15 protein-coding genes are annotated in these 16,252 nt (G+C 57.4%); 12 read left to right on the forward strand and 3 right to left on the reverse strand.

The window, feature by feature from the left end; all coding sequences use genetic code 11:
- Positions 1 to 319: 319 nt before the first annotated feature.
- Positions 320 to 967 carry a tetratricopeptide repeat protein gene (locus IV91_RS0110810; protein ID WP_031598289.1) on the forward strand — a complete coding sequence of 216 codons (648 nt, stop codon included), beginning with the start codon at positions 320 to 322 and terminating at the stop codon, positions 965 to 967.
- 76 nt (positions 968 to 1,043) lie between these two features.
- Complete coding sequence (gene radC / locus IV91_RS0110815) at positions 1,044 to 1,607, forward strand: RadC family protein (protein WP_051862574.1); 564 nt, start codon at positions 1,044 to 1,046, stop codon at positions 1,605 to 1,607.
- A 9-nt stretch (positions 1,608 to 1,616) separates the two neighbouring features.
- Here radC and IV91_RS0110820 read toward each other — a convergent pair whose 3' ends face one another.
- Entirely contained in the window at positions 1,617 to 2,144 is a 528-nt protein-coding gene (locus tag IV91_RS0110820) for a TlpA family protein disulfide reductase (protein ID WP_051862575.1), read from the reverse strand.
- A gap of 120 nt (positions 2,145 to 2,264) precedes the next feature.
- Here IV91_RS0110820 and IV91_RS0110825 point away from each other — a divergent pair, with 120 nt between their 5' ends.
- Genes IV91_RS0110825 through IV91_RS16885 form a run of 5 tightly spaced genes read left to right on the forward strand, consistent with a single transcriptional unit; the run spans position 2,265 to position 7,099 of the window.
- Positions 2,265 to 3,575: a 2-oxo acid dehydrogenase subunit E2 gene (locus tag IV91_RS0110825; protein WP_051862577.1), complete on the forward strand. Its 1,311-nt coding sequence runs from the start codon at positions 2,265 to 2,267 to the stop codon at positions 3,573 to 3,575.
- Positions 3,576 to 3,588: 13 nt separating this feature from the next.
- On the forward strand, positions 3,589 to 5,031 hold the full coding sequence (lpdA, locus tag IV91_RS0110830; protein ID WP_051862579.1) for a dihydrolipoyl dehydrogenase: 1,443 nt from the start codon (positions 3,589 to 3,591) through the stop codon (positions 5,029 to 5,031).
- A complete protein-coding gene (surE, locus tag IV91_RS0110835) occupies positions 5,028 to 5,810 on the forward strand; it encodes a 5'/3'-nucleotidase SurE (protein WP_031598297.1) in 783 nt (260 codons plus the stop codon). Before lpdA ends, surE begins: the two co-directional genes overlap by 4 nt.
- A gap of 29 nt (positions 5,811 to 5,839) precedes the next feature.
- The gene (locus tag IV91_RS0110840; protein WP_031598298.1) at positions 5,840 to 6,469 is read left to right on the forward strand and encodes a protein-L-isoaspartate(D-aspartate) O-methyltransferase; all 630 of its coding nucleotides are present in this window, start codon (positions 5,840 to 5,842) and stop codon (positions 6,467 to 6,469) included.
- Between the two features lie 18 nt (positions 6,470 to 6,487).
- On the forward strand, positions 6,488 to 7,099 hold the full coding sequence (locus IV91_RS16885; RefSeq protein ID WP_051862581.1) for a murein hydrolase activator EnvC family protein: 612 nt from the start codon (positions 6,488 to 6,490) through the stop codon (positions 7,097 to 7,099).
- Here the strand turns inward: IV91_RS16885 and IV91_RS0110850 are convergent.
- On the reverse strand, positions 7,080 to 7,457 hold the full coding sequence (locus tag IV91_RS0110850) for an Mth938-like domain-containing protein (RefSeq protein WP_031598302.1): 378 nt from the start codon (positions 7,455 to 7,457) through the stop codon (positions 7,080 to 7,082). The genes IV91_RS16885 and IV91_RS0110850 overlap by 20 nt on opposite strands.
- Positions 7,458 to 7,528: 71 nt before the next feature.
- On the opposite strand from IV91_RS0110850, the gene alaC reads away from it, so the two are divergent.
- The 4 genes from alaC to IV91_RS0110870 all read left to right on the forward strand — a co-directional run bounded on the left by alaC (position 7,529) and on the right by IV91_RS0110870 (position 11,963).
- Positions 7,529 to 8,713: an alanine transaminase gene (alaC, locus tag IV91_RS0110855; RefSeq protein WP_031598303.1), complete on the forward strand. Its 1,185-nt coding sequence runs from the start codon at positions 7,529 to 7,531 to the stop codon at positions 8,711 to 8,713.
- Entirely contained in the window at positions 8,710 to 10,029 is a 1,320-nt protein-coding gene (locus IV91_RS0110860; protein ID WP_031598305.1) for a homoserine dehydrogenase, read from the forward strand. Before alaC ends, IV91_RS0110860 begins: the two co-directional genes overlap by 4 nt.
- Positions 10,030 to 10,053: 24 nt before the next feature.
- Entirely contained in the window at positions 10,054 to 11,172 is a 1,119-nt protein-coding gene (thrC, locus tag IV91_RS0110865; RefSeq protein ID WP_031598306.1) for a threonine synthase, read from the forward strand.
- 77 nt (positions 11,173 to 11,249) lie between these two features.
- Positions 11,250 to 11,963 (forward strand): MlaA family lipoprotein, encoded by a 714-nt coding sequence (locus tag IV91_RS0110870; RefSeq protein ID WP_035417829.1) that lies wholly within the window; start codon positions 11,250 to 11,252, stop codon positions 11,961 to 11,963.
- A gap of 144 nt (positions 11,964 to 12,107) precedes the next feature.
- Here the strand turns inward: IV91_RS0110870 and clpB are convergent, their stop codons facing one another.
- Positions 12,108 to 14,693 (reverse strand): ATP-dependent chaperone ClpB, encoded by a 2,586-nt coding sequence (gene clpB, locus IV91_RS0110875; protein WP_031598308.1) that lies wholly within the window; start codon positions 14,691 to 14,693, stop codon positions 12,108 to 12,110.
- Positions 14,694 to 14,989: 296 nt separating this feature from the next.
- Here clpB and IV91_RS0110880 point away from each other — a divergent pair.
- Positions 14,990 to 16,252: HAD-IC family P-type ATPase (locus IV91_RS0110880; RefSeq protein WP_200874383.1), on the forward strand; the 1,263-nt coding region annotated here is incomplete at its 3' end.

Below are 16,252 nucleotides of genomic sequence, written 5' to 3' on the forward strand. Positions count from 1 at the left end.
AGACATCGATGCTGGAGGCCTTGAACAACTTGGCAATGGTCATTTCCGGCTCTGCATTGGTTTCATCCTCCTTTGCGTTGGCAGCCGTCATCATCCCCATCATCAAAAAACAAGAGGTTAATTTGAACGGGAAGGGCAGGGGGGCTTTCATGAAGTATTCTCCTTAAGGTTTGGATCAATGAATGGAAATATGGTGCTCATCATAGAAAGATCGATGCAAAGAATTCATAAAAAAAATGAACCAAGATATGAAATTTGAATCAATTCTGTTGAGTAAATCCCCCCCTCTCCGAGGTCGTCTACCGCCCAAACTCCCGTGATGAAAACCGTGACCTACCGATTTTGTAGTGTTGTCCTGCTGGGGTTGTGGGGGCTTGTGGTGTGTGCGGATCTGCGGGCAGAAACGCTGGCCGAGGGCTTGGCTCAGGAAACCCAGGCCTGGACCCAAGGCAGTTATTATTTGCCCGAACCGGCGCGGGAGGCCTACTTTGCCCGTTTGCAAAGTCAGGCCCATGACTTGTCCCGGCACTATCCGCACCAGGCTGACCCCCTTATCTGGGAAGGCATCATCACCGCGACTCACGCCAAATATCAAAACCTTTTCAGCGCCTTGGGAACGGCTCGGCAAGCTCGGGATGTTCTCCTTCAGGCCGTGGCCATCGATTCCTCTGCCATGGATGGGTCTGGCTTGATTACGCTCGGTGCACTCTACTTCAGGGTTCCGAAATTTGGTTCCTTTGGAGATGACGACAAGGCGCGTCAATATCTTCAACAGGCCTTGAAGGTGGACCCGGACAATATCGATGCCAACTTTTTCTATGGAAAATTTCTTCTGACGCAAGGAGACAAACCCCATGCCCTGATTTGTTTGAAAAAAGTGATCGATACCCTACCTCGTCCCCAAAGCATCGAGGCGGATCGGGCACGCCAGGCGGAAGCGCGGGACCTTCTGTCTCAGGACTTCTAAAGTTGAGCAGGTTTGTGTTTTTTGAGCAGGTGCGCAGGAAGTGACCGGTCACAATGGGGTTTTCAGGGAGACGCCCATGACCCAACTACAACATTGGACCAATGCCCAACTGCTGGCTTGTTTGTTCGGAACCCGTGGTAATTACCGGGCCTGCGAGGAAACTCTGGAACCCCTGTTCAATGAAATGGATGGAAAGTTGCAACGCAAGGGACAAGCCTTGCGGGAAGTCCTGAGACGCTGGTTGGAGGAGCGATTGCGCCGGGGTGAGGTCATGGGCCAGCCTGCCGTGGTCAAGGATTATCTACGCCTGATCTTCAAGGGGCAGACTCATGAATCCTTTTGGGTTTTGTACCTTGATGCCCAGCATCAACTGATTCAGGCGGAGGAACTGTTCCGCGGTACCCTGACCCAGACTGCCGTATATCCGCGGGAGGTGCTGAAGGGGGCTTTACGGCATAATGCAGCAGCCATTCTGTTGTCTCACAACCATCCCTCGGGAATGGCACAGCCCAGTGCCTCTGATCGCCAACTGACGGAAGTTCTGAAAAGGGCGATGGCACTGGTGGATATTCGGGTCCTCGACCATTTTTTGGTGGCAGGGCCTGAACTGGTGAGTTTTGCCGAACAGGGGTGGGTGTGAGCTCCTGTATTACTTTTCAGCGCTGATCCGAGCCAATTCCTGAGTGAGTTCGGCTTCATCCAGTTGGCCCAGTTTGACCCAGACCACCTGGTCTCGATGATCCAGCAGAACGGTCATGGGCAACCCTTGTTGGGCATTTCCCAGGCTTTTGGTCAGGGTCAGGGTGTCATCCTGGCCAATCAGGTCTGGATAAGGCAGGGAATGCGTCTTGACGAAGGCACTCACCGATTCTCGCGTATCCATGGCAATGCCGATGAATTGTATGTTCCGGGCGGACCATTGAGGGTACAGTCGGATCAGCATGGGCAGTTCAGCGCGACAGGGGGTGCACCAGGGTGCCCAAAAGTTGATCAGGCGGTAGCGCTGGGGCCATTGCCTGAGAGACTGGGGGGTGCCCTGCAGGTCGGGCAGGATCAACTTGCCGAAACTGGGTGGCGCCACCGGGGGCGGGATGGGTTCACTTCTGAAATGAAACCCCAAGGCCAGCAATAGGGCTGTGGATACGATCACCCCCCCTTTCAACAACTTCTCATTCATTTTTTTCTTTCCATTCTGCGCCTCGAGGGCTCGTGATAAAATCCTGCCACTCACCCGTCACTCTAGCAGAGTCAACCCTGACTTTCACCGTGGGTCAGATACTTCAGGAACATACAGGATATGGGAAAAGAGGTTAAAGTTCCAGACATTGGCGATTTCAGGAATGTTCCGATCATCGAGTTGCTGGTCAAGGAAGGAGATCTGTTGAAGTTGGATCAACCTCTGATCACCCTGGAATCGGACAAGGCGACCCTGGAAGTTCCCGCTCCCGAAGCGGGAAGGGTGGAACGGGTATTGGTCAAATTGGGGGAGCGGGTCTCTGAAGGTTCGCCCATTCTCATTCTGGCGGCACCGGGGGAATCAACGGAGTCCCCTTCTCCTGATCCGGTTCCGGTGGCAACTCCTGGCGCTGATCCGGTGACGCTGCCGGTGGAGGAGAAGTGGGTGAGTGCGCCGGTGGTGGCGCCTCCTGTTTCCACAATTCCCCTCTCTGTCCCCCGGATGACGCCCGCTGGGGAGGAGGCATTGCAAACTGCCCATGCCAGTCCGACGGTTCGTCATTTCGCGCGTGAACTGGGGGTGGATTTGGGGCAGGTGGCCGGCAGTGGTCCCCACCAACGAATTCTGCGGGAAGACATCCAGCGCTTTGTCAAGGCTGCGTTGCAGTCTTCCCCTGCGCAGGGCGGCGGGTGGAGCCTGGGGGATCTGCCCGCCTGGCCCATGGTGGATTTCGCCAAATATGGCCCGGTGGAGACGCGTCCACTAGGCCGGATCAAAAAGTTGTCCGGAGGATATCTGCACCGCAACTGGCTCATGATTCCCCATGTCACCAACCACGAGGAAGTGGACATCACGGAATTGGAAGAATTCCGTCAGGACTTGAATCGCGAGGCGGGGCCGGAATTCCCCAAGATCACCCTGCTGACCCTGGTGCTCAAGGCTCTGGCGGCCGTATTGCCGGGTTTTCCGGAATTCAACGCATCCCTGCAGGGGGATGCCCTGATACTGAAGCAGTATATCCACCTGGGTTTTGCCGCAGACACCGCCTCGGGATTGATGGTGCCGGTGGTTCGTGATGTGCCCTCCAAGGGAATCCGCTCCATCGCCAGCGAGGTGGCAGAATTGGCGGCCCGTGCCCGGGAAGGCCGGCTGGCCCCAGAAGAGATGCAGGGCGGAACGTTTTCTGTCTCCAGTCTGGGTGGGATTGGAGGGTCGTTTTTTACCCCCATTATCAATGCGCCGGAAGTAGCCATTCTGGGATTGGGGCGTGCGCTCCAGAAACCGGTTTGGTGCGCGGGAACCGTGGCAGGGCGCTGGATGCTGCCTTTGTCCCTGTCCTACGACCACCGGGTTATCGATGGGGCAGGCGCGGCCCGTTTCAATGAGGCGTTGCGCCAGATCCTGGCGGACATCCGCCGGATTTTAGTTTAGGGTAGAGTGACGGATGATGAATCAAGCGCTGGAAACGGATGTTGAGGTGGTTGTGATCGGGGCCGGTCCTGGCGGGTATGCGGCGGCATTTCGCAGTGCGGACCTGGGGCGGCGAACCTTGCTGGTGGAACGTGCCACGACCCTGGGCGGGGTCTGTCTGAACGTGGGTTGCATTCCCTCCAAGGCGCTCTTGCATGTGGCGGCGGTGAAGGATGCGGCTCTGGCCCTGAGCGCTCAAGGGATTCACTTTGCGCCTCCGCAAGTGGATCTGGATGCTTTGCGTGCCTGGAAAGATCAGGTGGTAGGAAAATTGACGAGTGGGTTGGTGCGCCTGGCCAAGGTGCGCAAGGTGGAGGTGTGGCACGGCACGGCACATTTCACCCGGCCCCATACCCTGGAGGTGCAGGATGAAGCGGGGGTGCTCCGTTCGGTCCGGTTTCAGCAGGCTATCATCGCCACGGGATCGGCCCCGGTAACCCTGCCTTTTCTGCCCCAGGATCCGCGCATTCTGGATTCCACCGGAGCACTGGCCCTGACTTCGGTGCCTGCTCGTTTACTGGTGGTGGGTGGGGGAATCATCGGTCTGGAAATGGCCACGGTTTATGCTTCCCTGGGATCCCGGATCGATGTGGTGGAAATGTCCGGAGGATTGATGGGCGGGGCAGACCGGGATTTGGTCAAGGTCTGGGAGAAGCATAATGCGCCTCGTTTGGGCAAGTTGCATCTTGATACCCGCGTGACTGCCGTGGAGGCCCGTCCCGATGCTCTGTGGGTCAAGTGGGTGGATGCCCAGGGGCAGGAATGTGAGGCCACGCCCTACGATGCGCTTCTGGTGGCGGTGGGGCGTAGGCCCAACAGCCATGATCTGGGGTTGGAAGCCGTGGGTGTGAAGGTGGATGAAGGAGGATTCATCCCGGTGGATCGCCAGCAGCGGACGGTTCAACCCCATGTCTTCGCCATTGGGGATGTGGTGGGGCAACCCATGCTGGCCCATAAAGCCACCCATGAAGGGCATGTGGCCGCAGAAGTGGCGGCAGGTTTGCCGCGGGGTCTGGATATTCGACAGATTCCCGCAGTGGCCTATACCGATCCGGAGGTGGCCTGGACCGGTCTTACGGAAAGTGCGGCCCAAGCCCAGGGAGTTTCCTATGGCAAGGCAGTTTTCCCCTGGGGGGCCAGCGGACGGGCTTTGGCCAATGGACGGGCGGAAGGTTTTACCAAGATTCTGTTTGACGAAACCACTCATCGCGTATTGGGCGGAGGGATCGTGGGTACGGCGGCGGGAGACCTGATCGGTGAATTGTCCCTGGCGGTGGAAATGGGGGCGGATGCCACTGATTTGGGGCGTACCATCCATCCCCATCCGACGCTGGGTGAAACGGTGGGGTTGGCGGCAGAGTTGTATGAAGGAGTATGTACCGATTTGCCTCCCTTGCGTCAAAGGTCGATTTCATGAAGATACTGGTAAGCAATGATGATGGGTACTTTTCGGCGGGGTTGGCGGCACTGGTGGAGGCCCTGACTCCTTTGGGGGAAGTCACCGTGGTGGCACCCGATGTGGAACGCAGTGGGGCCAGCAATTCTCTGACCCTGGACCGCCCTTTGACCGTGCGGCGGGCCCCTAACGGGTTTTACCGGATCAATGGAACGCCCACGGATTGCGTTCACATGGCCGTGACCGGCTTGCTGGAATGGGAGCCGGATGTGGTGGTGTCCGGCATCAATCATGGGGCCAACATGGGGGATGACACCCTCTATTCCGGAACCGTGGCGGCGGCTACCGAAGGTTACCTGCTGGGGATTCCCTCCCTGGCCATCTCTCTGGCCTATGGGGCAGAGGGGGCGGGTACTGCATCCAAAGCCGAGCGGAGTCAACCTCTGTATTTTTCCACGGCAGCCCGGGTGGCCGCTGATCTGGTGCGACGGTGGCAGCACCGTCCTTTTGTGGGACCTTCCCTGATCAATGTGAATGTGCCCGATCTTCCCTATGAAGCTCTGGGTGGCCTGAAAGTGACGCGCCTGGGCCGACGGCATAAGGCAGAGCCGGTGATTCAGTCCACCAATCCGCGCGGAGAAACCATCTATTGGGTGGGGCCGGCAGGTCCGGTGGCCGATGCAGGGGAGGGAACCGATTTTCATGCGGTGGCTGCGGGTTGGGTTTCTCTTACCCCGTTGCAGGTGGATTTGACCCACTATCCTCAAATGGATGCGCTGCGCTCATGGGTGTCTTCGTGAGAAGTTCTCCGACGGTTCAGGGAAGCGGTATGACCTCGGAGCGTACCCGTGTGCGTATGGTGGAACGTTTGCGGGCACAGGGGATCAGGGATGAAACCGTGCTGGCGGCTTTGGCCGGCGTCCCGCGCCACCTGTTCGTGGATGAAGCCTTGTCCAGTCGCGCTTACGAGGATTCAGCCCTGCCCATCGGTTTTGGTCAGACAATTTCTGCGCCCTATATGGTGGCCCGTATGGTGGAACTGATCTGTGCCGGGACCCTGCCCAAAAAGATACTGGAAGTGGGCACGGGGTGTGGGTATCAGGCTGTGGTACTGGCTCGGTTGATTCCCGAGGTGTATTCGGTGGAACGGATCGGAGCCCTGCTGGAAAAAACCCGTGCCCGTTTGTGGTCCCTGCGGATCCAGAATTTGCGTCTCAAACATACCGATGGTTTTCAGGGGCTACCGGAGGCTGCACCGTTTGACGCAATCATCGTGGCAGCGGCTGCGCCCCGGATTCCTCCCGCGCTGGTGGAACAACTGGCTCCTGGCGGGCGGTTGATCGTGCCGGTGGGAACTCATGCTCAACATCTGATTCTGGTGGAGAAACGGGAGGGAGAGGTGCGCGAAACCATTCTCGATCCAGTACATTTCGTCCCTCTGTTGACCAATCTGAGTTAAATTTTCAAGGAGTCTGTGATGCCCCTGTTCAACTGTAATCCCCGGTTTTTCGCCCAACGCGGGCTGGGCCTGCTGGGCGTGATGGTACTCTTCGGTCTGGGGGGATGCGCCACCGAAGTGCCCGCGCCCATCCAGGAGTCCCGTTCCACCGGACCAGTGACCACCACGCCGGCCGAAAAGTCGGGCACAAACGTGGTAGTAAAACCCTCCGGACCGGCTGAAAAAATGGCGCATTCCGTGACGGTGGATGGCACCCTTTGGGGGTGGCCTCTCAATCAGAAAGGGGGTACTCCCAATGGCATGGGCATCGATATTTCCACTCATCAGAGCCAACCGGTATTGGCGGCGGCGGACGGTGTGGTCAGTTACGTTGGAGAGGGGATTTCCAGTTACGGTCTGATGGTTATCCTCAAACATCCCAATGATTACGTTAGTGTTTATGCCCATAACGGCAAGGTGGTGGTTCACCAGGGACAGGTAGTGACGCGGGGACAGAAAATTGCTGAAACCGGAGTGAAGGGCAAAAAAGACAAACCCTGGCACTTCGAGATCCGCCATGGAGGCAAACCCCTCAACCCGCTCACCTTCTATGCGGGCAAAGCCACGGATTCTAAGATACCGGTTCGATAATCAGGGCGGCAACCACCCGTCGCCCTTCGCTGGCCAGGATGGAATAAGTGCGGCAGGCCGCTGCCGTGTCCATGACTTCCAGTCCAATGGCGCGTTCCAGCAGGGGACGGGTCAAACCCCAGTCCGGAAAACGGAAACGGGCTCCGCTTCCCAACAGAACCAGTTCGGGGTCAAAGTCGAGCAGTTCGGCAAAATGTCGCTCTTCCAGCAGTTCAAGGCGGGAAGCCCAGATGGGTTGCAAGCGTTCCGGGCTGAGCACCAGACTTTCAGTGTACTTGATCTGATCGATCAGCACGAAACCGGGGCCGTGACCGGTCAAAGTCAGGGGTGTATCCGCACGATGGTGCACGAGTTTCATAGGAGGGCTTCATCAGAGTGATGGGTTAGGGTAAAATGATACCTTTTGCTCACTCACTCACGCAACGTACCATGCCCGAATTTCCTCGTATTCAAAGATTGCCTCCCTATGTATTCAATATCACGGGAGAACTGAAGGCCGCCGCCCGGCGCCGGGGCGAGGACATCATCGACTTCGGCATGGGCAATCCGGATCAACCCACCCCACAGCACATTGTGGATAAACTGGTGGAAGCGGCCCAGCGCAACGACACCCATGGCTATTCTTTGTCGAAGGGGATTCCGCGGGTACGCAAGGCCATTTGTCATTGGTATCAACGTCGTTTTGGCGTGGAACTGGACCCGGAAACCGAAGCCATTTTTACCATCGGTTCCAAGGAAGGGATTGCGCACCTCATGCTGGCGGTTCTGGATACGGGAGACATGGTGCTGGTGCCCAATCCCAGTTACCCCATTCACATCTATGGACCTGTGATTGCAGGCGCAGACATCCGTCATGTCAGCATGATCCCCGGCGTGGATTTTTTCGAAGAACTGGAAGAGGGGTTGCGCGGCTCCTGGCCCCGACCCAAGATGCTGATTCTCAATTTTCCCAGCAATCCCACGACCCAGTGTGTGGACCTGCCTTTCTTCGAACGGGTAGTGGCTCTGGCCAAGGAATACGGCATCTATGTGGTGCATGATCTGGCCTATGCCGACATCGTGTACGACGGCTATCAGGCCCCTTCCATCCTGCAGGTGCCGGGAGCCAAGGATGTGGCCGTGGAATTTTTTACCCTGTCCAAAAGTTACAGCATGGCGGGATGGCGGGTCGGTTTCATGGTGGGCAATCGGGACCTGGTGGCGGCCTTGGGACGCATGAAAAGTTATCATGATTATGGCACCTTCACCCCCATTCAGGTGGCCTCCATCGTTGCTCTGGAAGGACCCCAGGACTGTGTGGAGACCATTCGTGCCACCTATCAGCGCCGGCGCGATGTGATGGTGCAGGGGTTGCACAACATCGGTTGGAATGTAGCCAATCCCAAGGCGACCATGTATGTCTGGGCAGAGATTCCCGAGTTCTATCGCAAATCGGGATCGCTGGAGTTTGCCAAGAAATTGCTTCAGGATGCTCATACGGCTGTGTCGCCCGGCGTTGGGTTTGGAGAGTTGGGGGATGGTCATGTACGGTTTTCCCTGATCGAGAATGAAGCACGTACCCGTCAGGCCATGCGGGGAATTCGGGATATGTTTCGTAAGGACGGATTGTTATGACACCCATTCGAGTGGGATTGCTGGGTCTGGGGATTGTCGGAGGCGGGACATGGCAGATCCTGGAACGGAATCGTGAAGAAATCGCCCGTCGGGCGGGCCGGGAAATCGTGGTGACCCGCGCTGCCGTGCGTCCTCAGGATCTGGAACGGGCGGCCCTGAAGACCGGCGGGCGTATTCAACTGAGTACAGACCCACTGCAGGTGGTGGAGGCTGGGGATGTGGACGTGGTGGTTGAGCTCATGGGGGGGTACGAGCCTGCCAAGACTTTGGTTCTGCATGCCCTTGAACTCGGCAAACCGGTGGTGACCGCGAACAAGGCACTGCTTGCCCTGCATGGCAACGAGATTTTTGCCACAGCCTTGCAGCATGGGGTGATGGTGGGGTTCGAGGCGGCGGTGGCGGGAGGCATTCCCATCATCAAGGCCCTGCGCGAGGGACTGACCGCCAACCGCATCCAGTGGTTGGCCGGGATCATCAACGGCACCAGCAATTTCATCCTGACCCAGATGCGCGACCAGGGCATGGGCTTTTCTGAAGCCTTGCAACAGGCTCAGGCCTTGGGTTATGCCGAAGCCGATCCCACCTTCGACGTGGAAGGAGTGGATGCAGCGCACAAATTGAGTTTGCTGGCGGCCATTGCCTTCGGAATTCCTGTTCAGTTTGAGCGCGCCCATGTGGAAGGGATTACGAAACTGACGGCAGAGGACATCCGTTATGCCGAGGAGTTGGGTTACCGCATCAAATTGTTGGGAATTGCCAAGCGCACGGCGCGAGGCATCGAGTTGCGCGTACATCCGACCCTGATTCCCGAGCGCCGTTTGATTGCCAACGTGGATGGCGTCATGAATGCCGTACTGGTCCATGGGGATGCCGTGGGCTCCACCCTTTACTACGGGGCCGGGGCCGGGGCCGAACCCACCGGTTCGGCGGTGGTGGCGGATCTGGTGGACATCGCGCGCATGACCGGTTCTGATCCCGGACATCGGGTGCCCCATCTGGCTTTTCAGCCCGACCAGGTGCGTAACGAAGTGGTGCTGCCGGTGGCCGAGATTGAAACGGCCTACTATCTGCGTCTGCGTGCCACCGACCGACCCGGCGTATTGGCCGAGGTCACACGCATCCTGGCGCAGCAGAATATTTCCATCGAAGCCATGCTCCAGAAGGAACCGGCAGCAGGGGAAGAGCGGGTGGACGTGATCATGTTGACCCATGTCGCGCAGGAACGGGCCATCGATGCCGCCATTGCAGAAATCGAGAGCCTGGAAAGTATCGCTGCACCCGTGGTGCGTTTACGCCTCGAAACCCTTTCTTCCTGATTTTTTATGACTGAGACAACTGCCATGGCTCACTATCAAGGTTTGATTCACCGCTATCGGGACCGTTTGCCGGTTTCCGAGCACACCCCCATCGTAACTCTCAACGAGGGCAACACTCCGCTCATTGAATTGCAGCGTTTGCCGGATACCTTGGGCTTCGACGGAAGGATCCTGGTGAAGTTCGAGGGTTTGAATCCCACCGGGTCCTTCAAGGACCGCGGGATGACCCTGGCCGTAACCAAGGCTCTGGAAGCCGGGTCGCAGGCCATCATCTGCGCCTCCACGGGGAATACCTCTGCCGCGGCGGCGGCCTACGCAGCGCGGGCCGGCATGACTTCCTTCGTGCTCATCCCGGAGGGCAAGATTGCCCTGGGAAAATTGGCGCAGGCCATGATGCATGGGGCTGTGGTGCTGCAAATCCAGGGTAATTTCGACGATGGTATGCGTCTGGTACAGGAAATTTCGGCAGAAATGCCCGTCGCCTTGGTCAACTCGGTGAATCCGTACCGCTTGCAGGGGCAAAAGACCGTGGCCTTTGAAATCGTCGAAGCCCTGGGAACGGCCCCTGATTACCATGTATTGCCGGTGGGCAATGCGGGTAATATCAGCGCACATTGGAGCGGGTATTGTGAGGCCAGTGGGGTGCAGACGGCCGCCTGCGGCCATTGCCAGGGCCAGTGTCCCTATCACGGCCCTGTGCCCTTGACGACCCGTCGACCCATCATGGTGGGTTACCAAGCCGCCGGATCTGCGCCCTTCATGCGCGGGGGGCCCGTGGCTCATCCGGAAACCATTGCAACGGCCATCCGCATCGGCAATCCCATGTCTTGGTCCCTGGCCTGGGCCGCAGTGCAGGAATCCGGTGGTTGGTTCGACGAATGTACCGATGCGGAAATTCTGGCGGCTCAGGCACTTCTGGCCCGGACCGAAGGTATTTTCTGTGAGCCTTCCTCCGCCACTTCCCTGGCCGGTCTGTTCAAGGATTTGAAGGCGGGACGCATCAAGGCGGGTTCGACGATCGTGGCGACCCTCACCGGACATGGCCTGAAAGATCCGGATACGGCCATTGCCCAAAGCCAGCCGACTCATGGTGTAGCCGCTGAAAAGGGTCCCATTGCGGAACTGATCGGAAAGTTTCTGTAACATTCTGGGAAATTTTTCCGTTTATAATCTCGCTCCGCCCCCATAGGGTCATTGAGATGTGCGCAAGGAGAAAAAGCATGAGGCGGTGGAAGACACTATTACCGACAGTGATGATGCTGGGACTGGGCGGATGCGCCAGCGTTCCTGCGGGAAGCAGCACGGCAGAAGACCCCCTGCAAAGTTATAACCGCACCATGTTTGGCATCAACGATACGCTGGACCGACATGTCATCAAGCCGGTGGCAGAAGGCTATCGCGCGGTGGCTCCGGATTTTGTGCGCGCCGGGGTGACCAACTTCTTTGCCAATCTTTCCGATCTGAGTACAACGGTCAATGATTTTCTGCAGGGGAAAGTTCGTCAGGGAGGCGTCGATGGTGGGCGCTTTTTGCTTGATACCACGGTGGGCATCTTCGGCTTGTTTGATGTGGCAACCCCGGTGGGGTTGGAGCGTCACCACGAGGACTTTGGTCAAACCATGGCGGTTTGGGGTTGGGAAAACAGCAGTTACTTCGTTATTCCGATCCTGGGTCCCAGTACGCTGCGGGATTCCCTGGGGTTAGTGGGCGAATATCCCTGGACGATCTATCCCTACCTCAATACGACCTGGACCAAGCAGATCGAAATCGGCTCTGTGGATGTGCTGAATACCCGTACCAACCTTCTGGCGGCCTCCAACGTTCTGGATACTGCCGCTCTGGATCCCTATGCCTTCATGCGCGACGCCTATCTGCAGAGACGACGTAACCTGATCTATGACGGACACCCCCCACCCTCACCCGATGATGAGTGAGAACATGGGGATGTTATTGTCAGTTGCATCGTAACTTAATTAGTTTTCGTACGGCCGGCGAGGAAGAACGAGAGGTCTATCATGAATGGCTCGAAAATGACTACACAGCCAACAGGAGTTGCGATGGACTGGGGCCGGGAAAGTTTATTCAGGAGAGGTTTTGAACAGGAACTGCCCTCCTTTCCAGTCTGCCTGGATCGTGCTGCCGGGTAGGAAGGCGCCTTCCAGGATGCGACGGGCCAGGGGGTTCTCGAATTCGCTCTGAATCGCCCGTTTGAGGGGGCGGGCCCCATAAACCGGGTCGAAACCCACGGCGGCCAGTTGATCGAGGGCGGTATCGCTCACCTCCAGAGTCAGTTCCATTTTTGCCAGTCGGCGGGTCAATTGAGCCATCTGGATACGGGCAATGGCGCGGACCTGAGCTTCTCCCAAGGCATGGAAGACCACGATTTCGTCGATGCGATTGACGAATTCAGGGCGGAAATGGGTCTTGACTTCGGCCATGACGGCTAATTTTATGACGGCCTGATCGTCTTCGGCCATTTGCTGGATCATTTGCGATCCCAGATTGGAGGTCATGACCACCACCGTGTTACGAAAATCCACTGTTCGCCCCTGTCCATCAGTCATGCGTCCGTCGTCCAGGACCTGGAGCAGGACATTGAAGACGTCAGGGTGCGCTTTTTCCACCTCATCCAGCAGGATGACGGCATAAGGCTTGCGCCGCACGGCTTCCGTCAAATAGCCGCCTTCTTCAAAGCCGACATAGCCAGGCGGGGCACCGAGGAGACGGGCAACGGAATGTTTTTCCATATATTCCGACATGTCGATGCGAATCAGATGATCTTCCGAGTCGAACAGGAAGTTGGCCAGGGTTTTGCAGAGTTCTGTTTTTCCCACCCCCGTAGGTCCCAGGAACAGGAAGGAACCATAGGGTCGGTTGGGGTCGGACAGACCGGAACGGGAGCGCCGAATGGCGTCGGAGACCAGGCGCACCGCTTCGTCCTGTCCAACCACGCGCTGGTGCAGATAATCTTCCATGCGCAGCAACTTTTCCCGTTCCCCTTGCATCATTTTGGCCACAGGGATGCCTGTGGCGCGCGACACCACTTCAGCAATTTCTTCTGCTCCCACCTGGGTGCGCAACAGTCTGAGGGGTTGAGATTTGCCGTTGCTTTCGGTGGTTTGACGTAACTGGGCTTCCAGTTGAGGGATCCGACCGTATTTGAGTTCCGAGGCTTTCTGCAAGTCGCCCTGCCGCTGGGCCGATTCCATTTCTGCACGGGCCCGGTCCAGGGCTTCCTTGACGTGTTGGGAACCTTGTACCTGGGCCTTTTCGGCTTTCCAGACTTCTTCCAGATCTGCGTATTCCTGTTCCAGTTTATGAATTTCCTCTTCCAGCAAGGCCAGGCGTTTCTGGGACGCATCATCTTTCTCGCGCCGTACCGCCTCGCGCTCGATCTTGAGCTGGATCAGGCGCCGGAACAATTTGTCCATGGATTCAGGCTTGGAATCGATTTCCATTTTGAGTCGTGCAGCCGCTTCATCGATCAGGTCGATGGCCTTGTCGGGCAGGAAGCGGTCGGTGATATAGCGCTGGGACAGTTCCGCCGCCGCTACGATGGCCGGGTCCGTGATGTCCACCCCATGATGGAGTTCGTACTTTTCCTGCAAACCACGCAGAATGGCAATGGTGTCTTCTACCGTGGGTTCGCCCACCAGCACCTTCTGAAAACGCCGTTCGAGGGCAGCATCCTTCTCGACGTATTTGCGGTATTCATCCAGGGTCGTGGCTCCCACGCAGTGCAACTCTCCCCGCGCCAGAGCCGGCTTGAGCATGTTGCCTGCATCCAGGGCACCCTCTGCCTTGCCGGCGCCCACCATGGTATGGAGTTCGTCGATGAAAACGATGGTCTGTCCTTCGTCCTGGGCCAACTCCTTGAGTACGGCTTTGAGACGTTCCTCGAATTCTCCGCGATATTTGGCCCCCGCCAGCAAGGCGGCCATATCCAGTGCCAGTACGCGCTTGTGCCGCAGACTGTCGGGGACTTCGTCATTGACGATACGCTGGGCCAGTCCTTCGACGATGGCGGTTTTGCCGACGCCGGGTTCACCGATCAGTACCGGATTATTCTTGCTGCGGCGTTGCAGGATCTGAATGACCCGACGGATTTCATCATCTCTTCCGATGACGGGATCCAGTTTGCCGAGCCGGGCTCGTTCGGTGAGATCCAGGGTGTATTTTTTGAGGGACTCACGGGTCCCTTCGCTTTCTTGACTGGTTACCCCGGCACCGCCGCGCAGAGCTTCGATCGCCTTTTCGAGGCGGGGGCGTTGAGCGCCGTGCTGGCGAAACAGGCGTCCCACTTCGCCTTTATCATCGCACAGGGCCAGCAGAAAAAGTTCGGAAGCGATGAAAGGGTCATGACGCTTCTGGGCTTCCTTCTCCGTCAGGTTGAGCAGGGTGTTGAGATCACGGGAGACGCTGATCTCTCCGTTTGGGGTGGAGTGATGGGCAACCCGCTCCAGAAGAGGAGGCAGCCCTTGTTTCAGGGGTTGTACCTGAATGTCGGCACGAGCCAGCAGCGAAGCCGTGGTTCCGTCCTGTTGATCCAGAAGGGCTTGCAACAGATGGACCGGTTCGATGTTGGCATGGTCATGACGCAGAGCCAAACTCTGCGCATCGGCAAAAGCTTCCTGAAATTTGGTGGTCAGTTTGTCAAATCGCATGGTGCACTCCTGAATCATTGAGGGTCCTGAGGCCTACATGGGGCGCAGGAAGAAGAATATCAAGGCAGTACAGGAGACATTTGGCTCCATGTGGGGCAGGATTGAAGAAAAAATACGAGTGCCATTGACAGAGCCCATTTTTTGTCAGAGAATCGCGACTTCGCATGACGTTGGAGTCCATCTTGGAGTGTTCTAGTTTACGTCCGTTGAATGAACAACGGTTTTCCCAAGGGTTCTCGTCATAATCTCTTAATCTGACCATGACTGAATACCGGGATGACCGGTCAGGAGGTTGTATGGCAGATTTTCGTGGCATCTTTTTCAAACGGAACATTTCACCCCGTTCCTCCGCCCCCCCAGGCCAGAGCGACTCCACATTGTTGCTGGAAGTGGCCCACTGTGAAAGCGAGTTGGCCCTGCGTCGGCTGGACAGTTCTGTGGAGGGATTGCTCGATCGGGAAGCAGAGGACCGCTTGGGGGTGTATGGTGCCAATACTGTGGCACAGGAGGCCCGAGTGGGGCCCCTGCGCCAACTCCTTTCCTATTTCAAGAATCCCCTCAACCTGCTGTTGATCGCCCTGGCGGTGCTGTCCCTCTATCTGGGAGACCGGGAGGCAGCCACCATCATTGCCCTGATGGTGGTCATCAGCATTACCCTGACGTTTGTGCAGGAGTACCGCTCCACCAATGCCGCCGAACGGTTGCGCGAAATGGTGAGTACCACCGCGACGGTGTTGCGCAAGGATCGGCGCAGCGGGGTTCCCGATGAGGTCAATCGTTATTTCAATATTCATTTGCATCCCCATGGCCCCCAACGGCGCGAGGTTCCCATTGCGGAACTGGTACCTGGGGATGTGATTCAACTCTCGGCCGGGGACATGATTCCGGCAGATGTGCGGCTGTTGACGGCCAAGGATTTGTTCATCAACCAATCCTCGCTGACGGGCGAAGCCTTGCCGGTGGAAAAGTTTTTTGCGGCTGAAACCGATACGACGCGTGCGCCCCTTCAACTCAACAATGTCTGCTTCATGGGGACCAATGTGGTCAGTGGCACGGCAACGGCAGTGATCGTGCATACCGGCGCACTGACTTACTTTGGGCGTCTGGCCCAGTTGGTCACGGGCGAAAAGAACCTGACCAGTTTTGACCGGGGCATCCGCCAGTTCACCTGGCTCATGATCCGATTCATTTTTGTCATGACTCCGCTGGTTTTCCTGATCAATGGATTTACCAAGGGCGACTGGATGGAGGCTTTCCTGTTTGCGGTGGCGGTGGCGGTGGGGCTGACTCCGGAAATGTTGCCCATGATCGTCACGGTCAATCTGGGCAAGGGAGCCCTGGCCATGTCCCGCAAGAAGGTGATCGTCAAGCGCCTCAACTCCATTCAGAATTTTGGGGCCATGGATGTGCTGTGCACGGACAAGACCGGGACTCTCACCCAGGACAAGATTATCCTGGAAAAACATGTGGATATCTACGGTCATGAGAACGAGGACGTACTGGAGTATGCCTATCTCAACAGTTATCACCAGTCCGGACTCAAGAATCTTCTGGATGTG

Source organism: Ferrovum myxofaciens (genome assembly GCF_000735045.1).
GTDB classification, from domain to species: domain Bacteria; phylum Pseudomonadota; class Gammaproteobacteria; order Burkholderiales; family Ferrovaceae; genus Ferrovum; species Ferrovum myxofaciens.